Source organism: Paenalcaligenes hominis (genome assembly GCF_011927625.1).
Lineage (GTDB): Bacteria > Pseudomonadota > Gammaproteobacteria > Burkholderiales > Burkholderiaceae_B > Paenalcaligenes > Paenalcaligenes hominis.
In genome coordinates, this window is sequence record NZ_JAATIZ010000003.1 from 441,159 (window position 1) to 460,122 (window position 18,964).

18 protein-coding genes are annotated in these 18,964 nt (G+C 49.7%); 10 read left to right on the forward strand and 8 right to left on the reverse strand.

Annotated elements, in window-relative coordinates; genetic code table 11:
• Window positions 1–64: 64 nt before the first annotated feature.
• Genes GGR41_RS09220 through GGR41_RS09230 form a run of 3 tightly spaced genes read left to right on the forward strand, consistent with a single transcriptional unit; the run spans window position 65 to window position 2,590 of the window.
• Window positions 65–1,663, forward strand: a complete 1,599-nt coding sequence (locus GGR41_RS09220; protein WP_229711118.1) for a flavin monoamine oxidase family protein — start codon at window positions 65–67, stop codon at window positions 1,661–1,663.
• Window positions 1,664–1,674: 11 nt separating this feature from the next.
• The gene (locus tag GGR41_RS09225) at window positions 1,675–2,103 is read left to right on the forward strand and encodes a c-type cytochrome (RefSeq protein WP_167661582.1); all 429 of its coding nucleotides are present in this window, start codon (window positions 1,675–1,677) and stop codon (window positions 2,101–2,103) included.
• 10 nt (window positions 2,104–2,113) lie between these two features.
• Entirely contained in the window at window positions 2,114–2,590 is a 477-nt protein-coding gene (locus tag GGR41_RS09230; RefSeq protein ID WP_188372598.1) for a RidA family protein, read from the forward strand.
• Window positions 2,591–2,692: 102 nt separating this feature from the next.
• Here the strand turns inward: GGR41_RS09230 and gatB are convergent, their stop codons facing one another.
• Genes gatB through gatC form a run of 3 tightly spaced genes read right to left on the reverse strand, consistent with a single transcriptional unit; the run spans window position 2,693 to window position 5,977 of the window.
• Window positions 2,693–4,147 (reverse strand): Asp-tRNA(Asn)/Glu-tRNA(Gln) amidotransferase subunit GatB, encoded by a 1,455-nt coding sequence (gatB, locus tag GGR41_RS09235; protein WP_167661583.1) that lies wholly within the window; start codon window positions 4,145–4,147, stop codon window positions 2,693–2,695.
• On the reverse strand, window positions 4,147–5,658 hold the full coding sequence (gatA, locus tag GGR41_RS09240) for an Asp-tRNA(Asn)/Glu-tRNA(Gln) amidotransferase subunit GatA (protein WP_167661584.1): 1,512 nt from the start codon (window positions 5,656–5,658) through the stop codon (window positions 4,147–4,149). Before gatA ends, gatB begins: the two co-directional genes overlap by 1 nt.
• A gap of 10 nt (window positions 5,659–5,668) precedes the next feature.
• The gene (gene gatC / locus GGR41_RS09245; RefSeq protein ID WP_077733915.1) at window positions 5,669–5,977 is read right to left on the reverse strand and encodes an Asp-tRNA(Asn)/Glu-tRNA(Gln) amidotransferase subunit GatC; all 309 of its coding nucleotides are present in this window, start codon (window positions 5,975–5,977) and stop codon (window positions 5,669–5,671) included.
• Window positions 5,978–6,245: 268 nt separating this feature from the next.
• On the opposite strand from gatC, the gene GGR41_RS09250 reads away from it, so the two are divergent.
• The 5 genes from GGR41_RS09250 to rodA all read left to right on the forward strand — a co-directional run bounded on the left by GGR41_RS09250 (window position 6,246) and on the right by rodA (window position 11,826).
• Entirely contained in the window at window positions 6,246–7,289 is a 1,044-nt protein-coding gene (locus GGR41_RS09250) for a rod shape-determining protein (protein WP_167661585.1), read from the forward strand.
• Window positions 7,290–7,354: 65 nt separating this feature from the next.
• Window positions 7,355–8,230: a rod shape-determining protein MreC gene (mreC, locus tag GGR41_RS09255; RefSeq protein ID WP_077733914.1), complete on the forward strand. Its 876-nt coding sequence runs from the start codon at window positions 7,355–7,357 to the stop codon at window positions 8,228–8,230.
• Window positions 8,223–8,804, forward strand: a complete 582-nt coding sequence (gene mreD / locus GGR41_RS09260; protein ID WP_167661586.1) for a rod shape-determining protein MreD — start codon at window positions 8,223–8,225, stop codon at window positions 8,802–8,804. Before mreC ends, mreD begins: the two co-directional genes overlap by 8 nt.
• Window positions 8,805–8,815: 11 nt before the next feature.
• Entirely contained in the window at window positions 8,816–10,678 is a 1,863-nt protein-coding gene (gene mrdA / locus GGR41_RS09265; protein WP_167661587.1) for a penicillin-binding protein 2, read from the forward strand.
• The gene (gene rodA / locus GGR41_RS09270) at window positions 10,675–11,826 is read left to right on the forward strand and encodes a rod shape-determining protein RodA (RefSeq protein ID WP_167661588.1); all 1,152 of its coding nucleotides are present in this window, start codon (window positions 10,675–10,677) and stop codon (window positions 11,824–11,826) included. Before mrdA ends, rodA begins: the two co-directional genes overlap by 4 nt.
• A gap of 16 nt (window positions 11,827–11,842) precedes the next feature.
• On the opposite strand, the gene mutY is transcribed toward rodA, so the two are convergent.
• The 3 genes from mutY to GGR41_RS09285 are packed head-to-tail and all read right to left on the reverse strand — an operon-like array spanning window position 11,843 to window position 14,514.
• Window positions 11,843–12,910, reverse strand: coding sequence for an A/G-specific adenine glycosylase (mutY, locus tag GGR41_RS09275; RefSeq protein ID WP_167661589.1), 1,068 nt, complete (start codon window positions 12,908–12,910; stop codon window positions 11,843–11,845).
• Window positions 12,910–13,818 (reverse strand): cell division protein FtsX, encoded by a 909-nt coding sequence (locus tag GGR41_RS09280; RefSeq protein ID WP_167661590.1) that lies wholly within the window; start codon window positions 13,816–13,818, stop codon window positions 12,910–12,912. Before GGR41_RS09280 ends, mutY begins: the two co-directional genes overlap by 1 nt.
• 24 nt (window positions 13,819–13,842) lie before the next feature.
• Entirely contained in the window at window positions 13,843–14,514 is a 672-nt protein-coding gene (locus GGR41_RS09285; RefSeq protein WP_167661591.1) for a cell division ATP-binding protein FtsE, read from the reverse strand.
• A 253-nt stretch (window positions 14,515–14,767) separates the two neighbouring features.
• Between GGR41_RS09285 and GGR41_RS09290 the strand changes: the two genes are divergently transcribed.
• Window positions 14,768–15,421 carry a YiaD family glycine zipper/OmpA-like lipoprotein gene (locus tag GGR41_RS09290; RefSeq protein ID WP_477529322.1) on the forward strand — a complete coding sequence of 218 codons (654 nt, stop codon included), beginning with the start codon at window positions 14,768–14,770 and terminating at the stop codon, window positions 15,419–15,421.
• Between the two features lie 106 nt (window positions 15,422–15,527).
• Here GGR41_RS09290 and thiC read toward each other — a convergent pair whose 3' ends face one another.
• Together thiC and GGR41_RS09300 are read right to left on the reverse strand one after the other, a co-directional pair.
• On the reverse strand, window positions 15,528–17,441 hold the full coding sequence (gene thiC / locus GGR41_RS09295; protein WP_167661592.1) for a phosphomethylpyrimidine synthase ThiC: 1,914 nt from the start codon (window positions 17,439–17,441) through the stop codon (window positions 15,528–15,530).
• Window positions 17,442–17,684: 243 nt separating this feature from the next.
• Complete coding sequence (locus GGR41_RS09300; RefSeq protein ID WP_167661593.1) at window positions 17,685–18,074, reverse strand: helix-turn-helix domain-containing protein; 390 nt, start codon at window positions 18,072–18,074, stop codon at window positions 17,685–17,687.
• A 98-nt stretch (window positions 18,075–18,172) separates the two neighbouring features.
• On the opposite strand from GGR41_RS09300, the gene GGR41_RS09305 reads away from it, so the two are divergent.
• Window positions 18,173–18,961, forward strand: a complete 789-nt coding sequence (locus GGR41_RS09305; RefSeq protein WP_167661594.1) for a response regulator transcription factor — start codon at window positions 18,173–18,175, stop codon at window positions 18,959–18,961.
• Window positions 18,962–18,964: the final 3 nt, after the last annotated feature.

The following is an 18,964-nucleotide window of genomic DNA, read 5'->3' on the forward strand; positions in this document are numbered from 1 at the left end:
GACTTTCAGCTATTCACAGGTAGCTGAAAACATTACCTAAATACAGAACATAAAGGTGAATCATATGGCAAAAGGTCTTCCTATGACACGACGCCAGCTATTGTCTATGATCGGTTACGCAGCGGGTGCTTCCGTTATGTACCAATCCATGACGAGCTTAGGTTATGCAGCAGAGTCCTCCTATACAGGCCCTGTACAACTCAAAGGAAAGCCTAAAAAAGGCACATCCGTAGTGGTGCTAGGTGCAGGTTTGGCCGGTATGGTTGCAGCGCTAGAGCTACGCAACGCGGGCTATAACGTAAAGATTTTGGAATACCAAAATCGCGCTGGCGGCCGTAATATTTCGTGGCGCCGTGGCGTGGAACACGTCGAGCTGGGCGGCGAAAAGCAGGTATGTGAGTTTGACGAGGGTCAATACTTCAACCCCGGCCCATGGCGTATTCCTTTCCATCATCATGCCGTGCTTGATTACTGTAAACGTCTCGGCGTGAAAATGGAGCCGTTCCTCGAGTTAAACTTCAACTCGCTTTTACACTCGACTACTGCGTTCGACGGCAAGCCACAAAAGTATTCCCATATTTTGTCTGACTACCGCGGCGGTGTTACCGAGCTACTTGCGAAAGCGGTTAACGCAGGCGCCCTAGACCAAGAAGTCACTACCGAAGACAAAGAGGTCCTATTGGCCTCCTTGAAAAACCACGGTGCATTAGACAGTGAATACCGTTACGTTAAAGGCCCAGACACCAGCTTACGTCGTGGCTACAAAAAAGCCCCAGGGGGCGGTTTAGATGCTCGCCCCGAGTACTCCGAGCCCATCAAGTTCAGCGATGTAGTGAACTCAAAACTTTGGGCTAATATGGAAGTCCACTTCCTCGAGGAATTCCAAAGCACCATGTTCCAGCCCGTAGGTGGTATGGATCAAATCGGCCAAGCTTTCTACCGCGAATTAAAAGACATCGTTCAGTTAAATGCTAAAGTCGTCGAAATTAAACAAGACGACACCGGCGTTACCGTTCACTACACCGATACCAATGGTGGCGATGAGGTGAAAACAGAGCGTGCTGATTTCTGCGTGAACACCATTCCCTTGTCAGTGCTTAGCCAAATCCCAATGAATGTCGGTCGCCCTATGCAAGACGCGATCAACGCTGTGCCTTATGGCCCTTCCATCAAGGTAGGTACACAGTACAAGCGTCGTTTCTGGGAACAAGACGAACACATCTATGGCGGGATCAGCTACACCGATTTACCCATTACCCAAATTTCCTACCCAAGCGCTGGTGCAGATCTCTTCAGCGATGGCAAAGGCGTCTTGTTGAACGGGTATATGTTCGGCTTAGATGCATTGAAATTTGGCTCTATGCCCGTCAAAGAGCGTATTGCTAAAGCGCTCGAGTACAGTGCTCAGTTGCACCCCCAAATCAAAGAAGAAGCCGAAACCAGTATGGTTATGTCCTGGAGCCGCGTGCCTTGGACCTTAGGTTGCTTTGGTGTATGGACCGACAAAAAACGCGAACAGCACTACGACAACCTATGCCGTATGGATGGTCGTATCGTCCTGGCTGGTGAGCACGCTTCTTATATTCCTGCATGGCAGGAAGGTGCTGTGCTTTCTGGTATTGCTGCGATCGAGCAGCTCCATGAAAAAGCAATGGCGAAATAAGGAGTCTCACCATGAAAAAAACACTAGTATCTTTAGCAGCAGCTGCGGCCCTGTCCGTAGTGTCTGCCGTTAGTTTTGCTGATAGCGCCGTGATGACTGATGTCACCGAAGGCGCTCAAATGAAAACAGGTAAAGAAATCTACACTCAAATCTGTGCCGCGTGTCACATGGCAGACGGCTCGGGTGGCGAGGGCGCAGGTAAATTTCCTGCTTTCAAAAACAATATGCGTTTGATAGCTGCTCAATACCCCATGCACATTGTGCTTTATGGTCAAAAAGGGATGCCAGGTTTTGGTAAATACTTCTCCGACGAGCAAGTCGCAGAGGTAGTTAATTACTTACGCACCAATTTCGGCAACCAATTCGAAGCCGATGTAAAACCTGAAGATGTAGCTAAACTACGCAGTGATGATGTCGCTGATTACGGTGATTTGTTCTAAGGAGATTTTTATGCGCTTTGCGTTGAAAACCGCAGGTTTAGTCGTTGGAGCTTTATTAGCCCTAAATGTAAATGCCGAAGAAATCAAACGCGTGCCTGCGCCTAACGATTTCCCTATTGCGACGTCGGTTTCATTGCCTGCAGAGGTAAAGCTTCACTACCTTAGTGGAACTGTACCTAGCAAAGGCGAGGACGGCACCTACGGTGACACCCAAGCTCAAACTGAAAGCGTCTTAAAAAGCATCGAAGCCAATCTCAAATCCATGGGCTTAACCATGGGTGATGTGGTGAAGATGCAGGTTTTTCTTGTTGCCGACCCAAACAAAGGCAACAAAATGGACTTTGACGGTTTTATGAAGGGTTACAGCAAGTTTTTTGGTACCGAGGCTCAGCCTAACCTACCTACACGCTCCGCGATGCAGGTAGCAGGTCTAGTCTTGCCCGAATGGCTAGTTGAAATTGAGGTCGTCGCAGCAACTACCAAGTAATTGAGGTTTACCTCATCACATGGGTAGTCTAGCTGCCCTAAACAAAACCCCCGCTACCTAGCACTAGGAGCGGGGGTTTTGCATTGGCTCGGGTCAAGACGATTAGTCGAGTTTGGCCTTGAGCATGTCGGTGACTTGCTGCGGGTTGGCCTTGCCGCGAGCTGCTTTCATGACTTGGCCCACTAGAGAATTAAAGGCTTTGTCACGACCGGCTCGATACTGCTCAACAATCGCTGGGTTGGCGGCAATTACCTCATCTACCATTGCTTCGATAGCGCCTGTGTCGCTAATTTGTTTTAAGCCGCGCTTTTCAATGATTTGGTCTGCATCGGCCTCGTGCTCACCGTCCCACATGGCCGCAAAAACCTCTCGTGCCATTTTGTTGGAAATGGTGTTGTCTGCAATACGCGCAATCAGTTTAGCCAATTGCTGAGGTTGGATTTTTGATTGGGTGATGTCGAGTTCTTCGCGGTTTAGCACAGCGTTAAGATCGGTGATGATCCAGTTAGCTGCTAGCTTGGCGTGCTGATGATTGAGTGCTGCCACGGTGTTTTCAAAAAACGTAGCAATTTCACGCGATACAGTCAGTTGATTGGCATCATAAGCCCCTAAACCTAGCTCGCTTTCAAAACGCGCCCGTTTTTGCGCAGGCAGTTCGGGCATATCGGCTTTGACTTGGGCAATCCAGTCGGGGCCAATGTATAAAGGCGCTTGGTCGGGGTCAGAGAAGTAACGGTAATCGTTTGCGTCTTCTTTGGTGCGCATACTACGTGTTTCATCCAGATCGGCATCGTATAGACGCGTTTCTTGAGTGACTTTACCGCCGTCTTCGATCAGCTCAATCTGACGGCGTGCCTCGTAGTTAATGGCACGCTCGAGGAAGCGGAACGAGTTAATGTTTTTAAGCTCACAACGTGTACCGAGTTCTGTTTGGCCTTTAGGACGTACAGACACGTTTGCATCACAACGGAAAGAGCCTTCTTGCATGTTGCCATCGCAAATGCCTAGCCACACCACTAAGGAATGGAGGGCGCGAGCATACGCTACAGCCTCGGCAGCCGAGCGCATCTCTGGTTCGGAAACGATTTCAAGCAACGGTGTGCCAGCACGGTTCAAATCAATACCGGTTGAGGATTCCCCATGCGGCCCAGTGAAGTTTTCATGCAACGACTTGCCCGCGTCTTCCTCGAGGTGGGCACGGGTAAGGTTAACGGTGTGCTCGGTTTCACCCACAAAAAAGTGAATTTTACCGCCCTGAACCACAGGCAAATCAAATTGACTAGTTTGGTAGTTTTTGGGTAGGTCGGGGTAAAAGTAGTTTTTACGCGCAAACACAGAGTAAGGGGTGATGGTGGCGTCTACCGCTAAAGCAAAGCGAATGGCCTTATCTGCGGCAGCACCATTAAATACCGGTAGTGTGCCTGGCAAAGCCATATCAATGGCAGACGCTTGCGTATTGGGTTCGGCACCAAAAGCCGTACTACTGGCTGAAAAAATTTTTGATTTTGTTGATAGTTGGGCGTGAGTTTCCAGCCCAATCACAATTTCCCATTCCATTATTTTGTTCCTGCAATGCGTTGATGCCAATCGCTGTGTTGTTGAAAGCGATCTGCGATAGCGAGAAGCTGACCTTCGTTAAAATAATTGCCAATCAGTTGCAAGCCAATCGGAAGGTGTTGAGCTGTAAAGCCGCATGGGTGCGACATGGCAGGGAGCCCCGCTAAATTAGCGCACAAAGTAAAAACGTCTTCGCGCCAATCGGCAGTCGGGTCAGCGTCTTGGTGGTCTAAAGACTGCGCTGGCTTGGTAGTCACCGGACCCATGATGACATCGCACTGCTCGAAAGCAGATTGAAAATCGTTAGCAATTAAGCGGCGTACACGTTGTGCTTGGAGATAGTAGGCGTCGTAATAACCTTCGCAAAGCACATAGGTGCCGGTCAAAATGCGGCGCACGACCTCGGGACCAAAGGCTTCGGTACGACTATTGCTGATCATGCTTTGTAGATCGTGATAGGTGTCAGAACGATGACCAAAACGAACGCCATCAAAGCGTGATAGGTTGCTTGAGGCCTCGGCGGGCGTGATAACGTAATACGCGGGTACCGCCTGCTGAGTGCGTGGTAACGAAACCTCTACGCGTGTGGCACCCAAGGATTCGTAAAGAGCTAGCGCGCTTTCAATGGCGGCGATGCTATCCGCATCGGACAGTCTGGTGAAAAACTCGGTAGGCACGCCAATACGTAGGCCTTTTAAGGGCTGGTCGCCGTGAGCATCGAACTGATCACTATGAGCCGTGAATTGATCACGTACGCGGACGCCAGTATTTTTTTGCTTGCCGCACTGCTCGAGGCTGGTGGGGTCGTTGGTATCAAAGCCTGACATTACCTCTAAGAGAGCCAGTGCGTCTTTAGCGCTACGTGCTAAGGGGCCGGCCTGATCCATACTAGAAGCGTAGGCAATGACGCCATAGCGTGACACCGTGCCATACGTGGGCTTGATGCCAGTAATACCACAATGGGCTGCGGGTTGACGAATGGAGCCGCCTGTATCCGAGCCGGTTGCTGCCATAATTAAACCCGCGGCCACTGCGGCCGCTGACCCACCCGATGAGCCACCCGGGGTACGGGACAGATTCCATGGGTTTTTTGTTGGACCGAAATACGAGCTGGTACTGTCAGAGCCCATGGCAAACTCGTCACAGTTGAGTTTACCTAAAGAGACGGCACCGGCTTGCTGTAACTGGGTCACTAGGGTGGCATCAAAGGGGCTAACGTAATTCGCCAACATTTTACTGGCTGCTGTCGTACGCCAGTGCTGCGTCACAATGACATCTTTGTGAGCAATAGGAATACCGGTTAAGGGCGTGGCTTTACCGGATTGGAGTAACGCATCCGCGTGGTCGGCTTGGGCTAGACTGAGGTCGGCATCGACTTGAATAAATGCATTGAGCTGGCTTTGAGCAATAGCATTAAGCGCGTCTTGAGTCAGCTCGCGTGCGCTGGTTTTACCAGCACGTAATGCCGCTCCCATCGTGGCAATGTCAGAAAACTGGGTAAAGAAAGACATAATTGGGTACTTATTCGATAACAGTGGGAACGAGGAAAAGCCCATCGGAGAGGGCGGGAGCGTTGCTCATGAGCGCATCGCGCTCTGCCGTGGTATTGGTAGGAGCAGGCTCGTCAGCGCGTAAGCGCAAATGCAGGTCTTGAATGACGGCCAAAGGCTGTACCAAAGGCTCTATGCCCGCTGTATCAACGTCTTGAAGTTCATGAATAAGCTCAAGAATTTGGGTGAAGTCTTGTTCGGCTTGGGCTGTTTGCTCTGGTGTTAGCGCAATATGTGCGAGCTGTGCAATATGTGCGACATCTTGCTGTGTGATTGCCATAAAAAGGTCCCAGTGTCAGTATCAATATAAAAAAATCGTGTGATAGCCCCATTTTGGAGCTATTTTATTTAAAAATATAGCCTAACAGATGTTTTAGGCTGTAAAACTGTCTGAATAGACTTAAATTATAAGTTATCATTGACTGTTTCATTGTTAGGTTGTTGTGAGTTCGCTAGCAGGGATGTTTTTAGCCCGGTTTCTGGTTACAAAACGCGGCGTCGAACCGACACCTGTTTATACCAATTCTTCATAGACACATTGCGCACCCATGTTCGGATTCCTACGCAGTTATTTCTCTAGCGACATGGCTATTGATCTAGGTACAGCTAACACCCTGATTTATGTGCGGGGCAAAGGCATTGTACTGGACGAGCCATCTGTTGTAGCCATTCGCCACGATGGCGGGTCAAATGGCAAAAAAATTATCCAAGCGGTTGGTCACGAGGCCAAACAAATGCTTGGTCGTGTGCCTGGCAACATCGAAGCCATTCGCCCCATGAAAGACGGGGTCATTGCCGATTTCACGGTCACGGAACAAATGCTTAAGCAATTTATCCGGATGGTGCATCCGCGCAGTATGTTTGCACCTAGCCCCCGTATTATTGTGTGTGTGCCATGTGGCTCAACGCAGGTGGAACGTCGCGCAATTCGTGAGTCTGCGCTGGGTGCAGGGGCAAGTCAGGTATACCTTATCGAAGAGCCCATGGCGGCGGCTATTGGCGCAGGGTTGGCGGTGTCCGATGCAAGTGGATCTATGGTGGTAGACATTGGTGGCGGTACCACAGAAGTCGCAGTCATTTCCCTAGGTGGAATGGTCTATAAAGGCTCGGTGCGCGTGGGTGGCGATAAATTTGACGAAGCAATTATCAACTATATTCGTCGTAATTACGGTATGCTTATCGGTGAGCCTACTGCCGAGCGCATTAAAAAGGAAATTGGTTCTGCTTTCCCGGGTACAGAAATTCGCGAAATTGAAGTCAAGGGCCGCAACCTATCCGAAGGGGTGCCACGCAGCTTTACGGTTTCCTCCAATGAAATTCTCGAGTCCCTCACCGATCCGCTGAACCAAATCGTATCAGCCGTTAAAACCGGCCTAGAGCAAACCCCTCCTGAATTGGGTGCCGATATCACCGAAAAAGGGATTGCCCTGACAGGTGGCGGGGCGTTAGTCCACGACTTAGACCGTTTGCTCCAAGAGGAAACCGGTTTGCCTGTGGTAGTGGCCGACGATCCACTCACCTGCGTAGTACGTGGGTGTGGCGAGGCGCTTGAACATCTAGAGAAATTAGGCGCAGTTTTTATTCACGATTAATCCTTGCTTCCAGCTTAACTAGTGCCAGCTTTGGTCCTTTGAGCTGGCGCTGCTTATGACCATTCATGCAAGAGCAACGTACCCTAAGGCTATTTAAACGAGGTCCGGCTGCGGAGGTTCGTTTGGCCCTTTTTGTCTTATTATCAGTGGTCTTATTGATTACTGATGCCCGTTGGACGGTACTCGAGCCAGCGCGCCAAGCCTTGTCTTTAGTGATTTACCCTTTTCAACGTGCTGTGATGGCTCCCGCTAATGTGGTGCAATACGTTGACACGTGGATGAATGCGACGGCCCTCGTACACAGCGAAAAAGAAGCCCTGCAACGCCAGCGTATAGAGCTGGCGCAGTTATCCACGCATGCGGCTCAGCTCGCTGCAGAAAATGAACAGTTGCGTCGTTTATTACAAGTGGCTGATACCGTTACTCAACCAGCCGTCGCGGTCGAGGTGTTTTACGAGCCGCCCAATGCATTCAATCGCCGCTTAGTGTTTAACAAGGGCTCAGCCCAAGGCATTCGTGCAGGTATGCCTGTTATTGACGAAGGCGGCGTGGTCGGCCAAGTCGTGCGGGTCACACCGTATACGGCCGAGGCAGCACTCATTACGGATGATAAAGTCTCTATTCCTGTTCAGGTGCTACGTAATGGCTTACGTTTGGTGGCATTTGGGGGTCATGCTGCGTCAAAAATTGAAGCGCGTTATTTGACTAACGAAGTCGATTTGCAAGTGGGTGACATTCTCATTACCAGTGGTATTGGTGGGTTATTTCCGGCAGGGCTACCGGTGGCCGAGGTGGAAAGCTTAGAGTTTGACCCCGCCACGGGGTTTGCCGTCGCGGTGGGGCAGCCCTTGTCGCATCCCGAGCGCTATCAGCATTTTCTTGTTCTTTTAGTCGAAGAGCCCAACCTACAGCTCCAAGACAGCGCTTTACTTCATGAATAATAAACCGTATTACTCTCGTACGACCCAAGCGTTTGAACGCAACCGTTCTCTAAGCTCGCTGCAACCGATTGATAGCTCGCCATTCAAACCTGTCTCAAGCCTATGGATGGTGTGGGGCACTATTTTTTTGATGTGGTTAGCTTCGCTGTTACCGTGGCGTCTTTGGCCGATGGCGCCCGATTTACTGCTGTTAGTGTTGTGTTTTTGGGCGCTGCATGAGCCGCGTCGGGTATCGATGATAACGGGGTTTTTATTAGGCCTGCTGCTTGATGTGCACGGCGGAGCCCTTTTGGGCGAGCATGCGTTAAGTTATGTATTAGCTATGTATGGCATTGGGGTATTGCAGCGCCGTCTATTAATGTTTAATCCTTTAGTGCAGCTGGTACATTTATTTCCTATTTGGTTGGTTGCTTTGGCTATTCCTCGCTTTGCGCACGCCTGGTTTGTGGGTGAGTGGGCAGGGTGGGAATGGGTCTGGTCAGCGGTCTTAATGGCGGCACTCTGGCCCATCGTGGATTTTCTTTTATTATTGCCCCATCGTCGTTTAGATGATGCGGATGAAAGCAGCACATAGCGTGTATTAGTATGTTTGAGTTTAAAAAGACATCACAACTGTTGCGTCGTCGTACATTTGTGCGCTCGGCAGTAGCAGGCGTAGCTGTCATTTTGCTCTTAAGTGTATTGATGGGGCGCTTGTGGTATTTGCAGGTGGTGCGCTACGAAGGTTTAGCGGCTCGTGCCGATCAAAACCGAATTGCTGTCGTACCGATTCCCCCACGACGTGGTGAGGTTTCCGATCGTAACGGAGTGGTGCTAGCACGCAATTATCGCGATTACACCTTGATGGTTACCCCCGCTCAAGTCGAAGGCCCTATCGACGAGCTGCTTGATGAACTCTCTGCGTTAATTTATATCTCTCCGCGGGAGCGCCGCCGTTTTTTACAAACCATTGGACAAAGCAGTCGCTATACCCCGACGCTGTTGCGTAATAGCTTAAATGAAATCGAAGCCTCTTGGTTTGCGGCCCATTCATTTAAATTTCCCGGTGTGAAGCTTCAGGCGCGTTGGGTAAGAGAATACCCCCAAGGCGAGTCAGCAGCGCATGTAATTGGTTATGTCGGTCGTATTTCCCAGGCCGATGAGCAACAACTTGAAGAGGAGGGCCGTCTGGGCAATTACCGTGGCACCGCTATCATCGGTAAAAAAGGCATAGAAAAAACGTGGGAAGATGTTCTGCACGGTCAGACCGGAGTCGAGGAGGTCGAGGTTACAGCATCAGGACGACCTGTACGGGTATTAAGCCGTGTAGACCCAGTGCCAGGGGCGGATTTACAGCTTTCTATTGATATTGAATTGCAAAAGGTAGCAGAGGCACAGTTTAAAAACCGGCGTGGTGCGCTAGTTGCTATCGAGCCCAAGACAGGCGACGTATTGGCTTTTGTCTCTGCACCTTCGTTTGATCCTAATTTATTTGTAGATGGTATTGACGTAGAAAACTGGCGCAAGCTTAACGAGTCGCCGGATCACCCCTTAATTAACCGTCCTTTATTCGGCACCTATCCTATTGGCTCCACCTATAAGCCCTTTGTGGCTTTAGCCGCGCTAGAAATGGGAAAACGAACCGCCAAGGAAAAGCTCCCTGATCCTGGTTATTTTGAGTTTGGTGGTCAACGTTTCCGTAATGCCGGCGGAGCCGCCTACGGTTGGACCGATATGCATCGTGCGTTAGTGGTGTCTTCCGATACCTATTTTTATTCACTAGGCCCTGAAATTGGGGTTGATGCACTGCATGATTTCAGTAAGCAGTTTGGCTTTGGTCAGCTTACCGGCATTGACCTCGAAGGCGAGCGGCGTGGCATTTTGCCTTCACGCGAATGGAAGCGTAAAGCTTATAAAAACCCGTCTCAGCAACGTTGGTACGCGGGCGAAACGGTGTCGGTCGTGGTTGGTCAAGGCTACAACTCCTTTACACTTCTACAATTAGCCCAAGCCACCGCTGTGTTAGCTAACGATGGCGTGTATATGAAACCGCATTTGGTTAGCCAAATTATTGATCCTGCTTCTGGGGCGAAAACACCTACCGTGACGGCTCCTTCGCATGTGATTCCTTTAAAACAAGACAATATTGATGTGGTGAAAAAAGCGCTGATTGATGTCACGCGCAGTGGCACGGCGCGCCGCGCATTCACTGACGCCGCCTACCAAGCCGCTGGTAAGACGGGAACAGCCCAGGTCTTTAGCTTACGCGGCGCTAAATACAATGCCAGTGCCATTGACGAGCGTTTACGTGATCATGCTTTGTTTATGGCGTATGCACCCGCGGACGACCCTAAAATTGCCATTGGTTTAATTGTAGAAAACGCGGGCTGGGGGGCGACCATCGCTGCACCCGTTGCGCGCTCTGTGTTTGATTATTGGCTTGTCGACAGAGGGCATATTTACCCATGAAACTTATTTGGCAGGGCGTTCTTAAGGCCTTTAACTCTCTCGATTGGCCATTATTAATTCTTCTTAGCTTGATGGCCATCCTAGGCTTAACGGTCATGCACTCAGCGGTAGGGAGCACCGACTGGCGCTTCGCCGAGCAGTCCAAGCACTTTTTCGTCGCCTTCATCATTATGTGGGCGGTGGCTTGTATCCCACCCCCGTGGATCATGCGCTTAGCCCCTTATGTGTATGTGTTGGCACTGGTGTTGCTGCTTGGGGTGGAGTTTTTTGGTGAAACAAGCAAAGGGGCAACCCGCTGGCTAAATTTAGGTTTTACGCGCATTCAGCCATCAGAAATGCTGAAGATTACGGTGCCTATTACCTTGGCTTGGTACTTTCATAAGCGTCAAAGTACCCACTTAGGCTTTTTAGACTTTATTGTGGCGGCTTTGTTATTAGCCATTCCGTTTCTATTGATTGTGCGTCAGCCCGATCTGGGTACGGCATTACTGGTATTAGCTGCCGGTTTCTTTGTCATGTATTTTGCGGGGCTGTCATTTAAGTTGCTTGTGCCGGCCACGCTCTTGGTCTTGATTGGCTTAGGGTTGATTCTTTACTACGAAGATACCTTGTGTGCGCCTGATTTTGACTGGGTAGTATTGCGTGACTACCAAAAACACCGCGTATGCACCTTACTAAACCCCGGCTTGGATCCTCTAGGCAAAGGCTTTCACACCATCCAATCCATGATAGCGGTAGGCTCGGGCGGTATTTATGGCAAAGGCTATATGTTGGGCACGCAGTCGCGGTTAGATTTTATTCCCGAGCGCACCACTGACTTTATCTTTGCCGTGTTTGCCGAGGAGTTTGGGCTGTACGGTGGCATTATGCTTTTGGTTTTGTATGCACTGATTATTTTGCGTGGTCTGGCCATTGCCATGCATGCAAAAAGCCAGTACAGCCGATTGGTAGCCGGCTCTTTGTCGCTCATGCTATTTACCTATGTGTTTGTGAATGTAGGCATGGTGACAGGCGTCTTACCTGTGGTGGGGGTGCCACTGCCTTTTATGAGCTATGGTGGCACAGCCTTGCTGACTTTAGGTGTGGCATGCGGCATGTTGATGGGCATTAGCCGTTATCGCCCATCACAGAAAAGCGGTCATGCCTAGTAGCGCCCATTATGGCTTAGGGTGTGAAATCAAAAGCCAAAGCCGCTAGTAGCTTGCTGACAGGGGCTGGTAGCGCCGCCGTCGCCAGTTGTTCGCTTGCTAACCAACGCTCGTCTGGCTTGGGCTCATAGAAAGCCATCGGTTTGTGCACTAACCACGGCGTAATATGCAATTTAAAATGACTGAACACATGCGTTAGCTCAGCCATCTTTTGGGCTTGCTGCAACGATGTGCCATGGTGTGTCAAAAACTGCGCTAAATCAGCCTCTGTTTCAAATTGAGGTAGGCTTAGCATGCCACCCCAGATGCCTTGGTCTGGGCGTTGCTCAACCAGTATTTGGTTCCCTTGTTGCCAGATCAGCATATGACACGAACGTTCGGCTTGTTGGGTACGTGGTTTGGGGGTGGGTAGTTCGCCTTGGGCTTGATGCGCTAAGGCATAGCACCCTTGCTGTAACGGGCAGCGCTGGCAGTCAGGCTGGCCTCGGGTACAAATTTGTGCACCTAAATCCATTTGGCCTTGGGTGTAGGCGCGCATATTTAGCTTAGCTGGTGCCTGTTCGAGCGCTTGGTGCGCTAAATGCCATAGCTGTTTTTCCGTCGCGCGCAGATGCGTAGGCCCATATACCCCAAAGTAACGACAAAATACTCGCTTGACATTGCCATCCATAATGGCCGCGCGCTCGCCAACAGAAAATGCCGCAATGGCTGCTGCGGTAGAGGGGCCAATGCCAGGCAAGGTGACTAATACACGGCTGTCCGTAGGAAACTGGCCGTCATGGTGCTGCTGTATCGTTTGGGCGCACCGATGCAAATTACGGGCTCGTGCATAGTACCCCAACCCAGCCCAATAAGGCATCACCTCGTCTTGGTGCGCAGCGGCTAAATCCTGCACCGTAGGAAATCGGGTTAAAAACCGTTCATAGTAATCAAGCACCGTACTCACTTGTGTTTGCTGCAGCATAATTTCTGACAGCCAAATTCGGTAGGGGTCCGTCGTGTTTTGCCAAGGTAAATGGTGACGGCCATGAGACACTTGCCAGTCAACGATGCGTTGCGCAAAAGTAGAAAGTAAATCAGACATTAAAACGTAGAGTGACGGGTGACAGACCAGCGCGCTGCTGTGGCGGTAATCACCATAATAAGTAAACTGACAAAAAGTAAGTCGGCGGCATCAGGTAGAGCCAGGTAAACCTGCGTATCGTAACTGAGTGCTAAGCGATTGAGGGCCGTCGCCAGTGGGCTAATTGCAATACGCGCCAAGGCGATGGCCAGTAAACAAGAAAGCCCACCACTAATGGCGCCTACATATAAAAAAGGACGACGTACAAAACTCTCTGTGGCACCGACAAGGCGCGCCACCGCAATTTCTTGGCGCTGGTTCAATGCTTGTAAACGAATGGTATTAAAGACCGTAGCCACTACAATAATGACCACACTTAAACTTAATACCAGCAGGGCTAAACGCCCAAAATTAAGCAAAGCCTCTAGGCGATTGAGCCAGTCCGTGTCTAACTGTATTTGATCTACCCCCTCTAGGGTTTTTAATTCGCTGGCTAATTGCGTAGCGGTAGCCGTTTGTGTGGGGCTAGCAGCCAGACGAATAACAAAACTATCAGGCAACGGATTGTGAGGTAAGGCCGATAGCGCATCGGCCCACGCTGGGTCTTTTTTTAGGCGTGTGGCGGCCTGATCTTTGGTGATAAATTGTAATTGTTCAATCTGTGCGCTGTGATTATTTTCAATCGCAGAGCGCAGCTGCTGAACCTGGTCTTCCTTTAGCTCTGGCTTGAGATATACCGTCATTTCAGTGGCTAAAGGAATAGAGGCGACGACAGGTTGCGCAGAGACAAGAATCGCCCAGCTAATAATAGGTAGACAAAGCGCTAACGCTACGACAGTAATATTGCTAAACGACGAGAAGGGCTGCGTCAAAAGACGTAGCAGGGCCACTCTAAAAGCGTATTGATGTTGTCTAAGCCAGCTTTTCATAAAGATGTAGTTATCGTAGAAAGGTTAGAGTGGGGTGCCTGCTAGATCGGTAAAGCGCCCAGACTCAAGCAAAAGAGTGCGTTGGGCATAGTGTGACATCAGTTGCCTATCGTGCGAGGCAATTAATGTGGTGACCCCGACTCGGTTAAAATCTTTAAATACGTCCATAATGCGTTTTGCACTTTCGGCATCTAAATTAGCCGTGGGCTCGTCAGCAATAACAATGGCTGGTTTGTTAACGATAGCGCGGGCAATAGCCAAACGTTGTTGTTCGCCCCCCGACATTTCAATAGGAAACTGGTCTTCTTTTCCAGCTAAGCCGACTTTTTCCATGGCGGCTCGCGCCCGACGAAAAGCAATAGAGCGCTCTAGGCCTAGGACCTCTAGGGGCAGCATAACATTATGAATCGCCCGACGATCGTGCAATAAATGCACGTCTTGAAGAATTAAACCAATAGCGCGTCGAATATAAGGGTGCGCCCGCGCAGGGAGTTGGTCAATGCGGTTGCCTTTTACATGCACAGCACCTCGGGTAGGGTGTTCCAGTGCCCCGATTAACCGCAATAAGGTGGATTTTCCTGCGCCCGATGCACCGGATACAAACACAAATTCACCGGGTTGGATATGGAAGTTAATGTCGGCTAAGATATTTGGCCCGCGACCATATGACTTAAAGACGTGTTTAAATTCAATCATAGAATTTGCGTGAAAAATGGGTGCGAAGAAGTCTTCCTATTATGCCGCAAAGCGTAGGCCTAAGGCATTTTCTCTGTGCAAAAGAAGCAAAAAACAGTATCTCAGACTATGATATAAGCAGGTTCAGTGCAAACGTATTGTTAACATTTGTGAAAAGCCTCGCAAACAAAAGAATCTGTAACAATAAATCGGCGCTGATGCCCACGACATCGGTTACATTTTAGTGGTTCGCTAAACTACAAGGAGTTGCATTATGAATATGCTAAAACTAACAAAAATGGCTGCTAGTGTAGGTGTGGTCGCCATGTTGGCTGGGTGTGTTACCACTGATTCTCAGGGTGGTCGTGCTGCAATTGGTACAGGCGCAGGCGCTGCACTAGGTGCTGGTTTAGGTGTGCTTATTGGCGATAGCAGCAAAGCCGCTGCTATTGGGGCGGGTATTGGCGCCGTAGCAGGTGGTATTGTGGGCTACAACTGGAAAGGCATCAAAGAGGACGTCCAACAGTCGGGTGCAACCAGTCTTGGTGTAGACGTCACTGAAATGCCAGACGGAAGCCTACGCGTTAATATCCCAAGCAACGTCTCGTTTGATTCCAATAAAGCCGTGTTAAAGCCAGAGCTATTGCCTGTGTTAGATAGTGTGGCTCGTGCCTTGGTTCAGCATCCAGAGCTGCGTGCTAAAGCGGTAGGTCATACCGACAGTACAGGCGGAGCCGATTTAAATCAGCGTCTGTCTAATGAGCGAGCCTATGCCGTCACCAACTACCTAAGCCAGCGTGGGGTACAGGGCAGTCATTTAATGGCCGAAGGTCGTGGTCCTAATGCACCTATCGCAGACAACAGCACGCCAGCTGGCCGTGCGATGAACCGTCGTGTCGAGTTGTATTTATACGCTGTTCAGCAGTAATTAATAGACGACTGCTAGCGCAAAAGAAAAGACTAAGTGTGATTAAACACTTAGTCTTTTTTTGTGGCTTGTTTTGAAACAGGTACCGTGGATAACCTAGTTAGCGTTAGGCTTCATGGTAAAGCTTAGCGCCCGTTTTCACAAACTCGATGGATTTTTCCTCCATGCCTTTTTGTAAGGCAGAGCTTTCGTCTAAGCCGTGTTCTTTAGCGTAGTCGCGCACGTCTTGCGAGATCTTCATGCTGCAGAATTTAGGCCCACACATAGAGCAGAAATGCGCGACTTTCATGGAGTCTTTAGGTAAGGTTTCGTCATGGAAAGCACGTGCTGTATCGGGATCTAAGCCTAGATTGAACTGGTCTTCCCAACGGAACTCGAAGCGAGCTTTGGACAAGGCATTATCACGGATCGCTGCCGCCGGATGGCCTTTGGCTAAGTCTGCCGCATGCGCGGCAATTTTGTAGGTGATAATTCCGTCTTTAACGTCTTTTTTGTTGGGTAGGCCTAGGTGTTCCTTAGGGGTGACATAACACAGCATAGCCGTACCATACCAACCGATCATGGCGGCGCCAATGCCCGAGGTAATGTGATCGTACCCAGGAGCAATGTCTGTAGTCAGCGGGCCTAAGGTATAAAAGGGCGCTTCGTGACAGTGCTTGAGCTGCATGTCCATGTTTTCTTTGATGAGGTGCATAGGAACGTGGCCGGGGCCTTCGATCATGACCTGTACATCGTGTTTCCATGCAATTTGTGTTAGTTCGCCTAGGGTTTTAAGTTCGGCAAACTGGGCTTCATCGTTCGCGTCATAGCCAGAACCCGGGCGTAGACCGTCCCCTAACGAGAAGCTCACGTCATAGGCTTTCATGATTTCACAGATTTCCTCAAAGTGTTCATAGAGGAAACTTTCTTTGTGATGTGCTAAACACCATTTAGCCATAATCGAGCCACCGCGCGACACAATACCTGTCATTCGGTTGGCTGTCATGGGTACATAAGCCAAACGCACCCCAGCATGAATAGTAAAGTAATCCACGCCTTGTTCCGCTTGCTCGATTAAGGTGTCGCGGAAGATTTCCCAAGTGAGGTCTTCGGCTACGCCATTCACTTTCTCTAGGGCTTGATAAATGGGGACGGTTCCTACCGGTACAGGTGAGTTACGGACGATCCATTCACGCGTTTCATGGATGTTTTTGCCCGTGGACAAATCCATAATGGTATCGCCACCCCAACGAATGGCCCACGTCATTTTTTCCACTTCGTCGTGAATAGTAGAGCCTAGTGCGGAGTTACCGATATTTGCGTTAATTTTGACCAAGAAATTGCGCCCAATAATCATGGGTTCAATTTCAGGGTGGTTGATGTTGGCCGGTAAGATGGCGCGGCCTTCAGCAATTTCTTTGCGCACAAACTCGGGCGTAATCACGTCTGGTATGTTTGCACCAAAGCCTTGTCCGGGGTGCGAACGCGTCAGGCGTGCCGCCATGCGTTCACCCTCGGGGCCGCTATTGCGTAAGGTCTTGATGTAGTGCTCGCGACGCAAGTTTTCACGGATTGCCACAAATTCCATTTCTGGCGTAATAATGCCTTGGCGGGCATAGTGCATCTGCGTGACATTTTTACCTGCTTTAGCGCGGCGAGGCTGACGATTTAGCTCGAAGCGCATGGCCTCTAGGGCCTCGTCAGTTTGACGCGCACGACCGTATTCACTGCTTAAGCCAGTGAGGACTTCGGTGTCGTTACGCTCGTCAATCCATTGGGCACGCAGCGCTGGCAGACCTTTGCGAATGTCAATTTGGCTGGTGGGATCGGTATAAGGACCACTGGTGTCGTAGACGGTAATAGGCGGATTTTTTTCATCGCCAAAAATACCGCCGGTGTCACTTTGAGAGATTTCACGAAATGGCACACGAATATCAGGTCGGGAACCGACTTCGTAGACTTTGCGTGAATTAGGTAAGGGTTTAACAGCTGCAGCATCAACCGTTGCGGTGTGTGCTGAGAATTCTGGGTTTTTAGTCAAGATTCGCTCCAAAATAAATCAATGGAGCCGAAGGGGAGGAATGTGAAGTCGCCTAGATACTAGGCTGTGACACGCTCCCAGCATCGGCATTATCCGTACTGGTACGAAGGGTTTATCTCAACCGAATGCCCGAACGTAAAATATCGTCAGGCAGGCAGTACCCCCGCGTGCAAACAAGTATATAGGATTTAACTGAGTCTTTTAGATAACCTAGGGATAACCCTCTTAAACGCAAACCAGTGCTTATTTATTTTTTTCTGGCGACCACGATAGCAAAAGTGCTCTGATGACATTTTCTACCGTGTTAAGCTGGGCTTCAGAAAGTTGCAACAATTCATCAGGACTTACCCCTGAAAACGGCCAACTATGGCTGTAATTAGCTGCTGCTTCTTGTAGAGTAGAGAAGATAGGCCCAGTGCCTTGCTCTAGCCATGCAGGGCTAACTTTTAATACCTTTGCAAGCTGCAGTAAATTGCGAGCATGCAGACGCGTCCCAGTTTCATAGCTAGCAATCGTGCTCTGAGACAAGCCGCATAGCGTTGCTAATTTACTTTGGGTATGGCCGCGTAATTGGCGAGCATAAAGGAGACGTTCAGCAAAGGTATTCACGCCTCTATTGAACGATCTATTCACACTACATTGGTAATAATCATTATCCCTTTTGTGATGATAGAATAGCGGTTAGTTATCGATGTAACAGCGTCGTTCTTTTCGTAATAAAAGGATAGGAAATGCTTGCACAATCCGCCCCCACTATTATTTGGTACCAACCGCTGCAATCTGCGCGTAGTTCTGTGCTCCAAAGTCGCCAAGGCGAGCTACGCACTGCCGGCTTCGAGGTAATTACCTGTACTGAGCCTAGATCGTTTTATCCTGCTGCCACAAAAGCTTTCCTTTCAGCGCGTGCTCAAGAACCAGTCCTATTCATGATTTCAGGTTTAGAAAGTGAAAGTTTGGCAGCCATTTCGCGTTTACGCATGCACAGTGGCTATTTGCCCATCATGATCGAGCTACCTGCGTTTAATGAAGAGCAGGCTCTACACGCGCTCTATAGCGGAGCCGATGACTATTGCGTTAATGAAACCAGCACGGCACTGTGGGTAGCAAAAATAGAATGCTTATTACGGCGAGTCCGTTTGCCCCAAAGCCAAACAGAAACGTATCCCGTTCCTACGCCTACGCATCCCATTACGGAAAGCAAGACAGTACAATGGAGCCTAACAGATGACGGCTGGACATTAGTGAGTCCAGAGGGGTTAAAATTGGTATTAACCACCACAGAACGCCAGTTTTTATCTACGTTGTGTAGCCAGCCTGATCGGCGCGCTAGCCACGATCAATTACTCGAATCCATCAGTGAAAAAAATCCACCCGAATCAGACGCTGTATCGGGACATAACCGATTAGGCGTGGTGATCAGTCGCTTAAAGCGTAAAGCGACCTCTGAAGGTCTCACCTTGCCTATTCGTTCTATTTATAAATGGGGCTATATGTTTGGCGCCCCAATTCAAGTGCTTTAACGG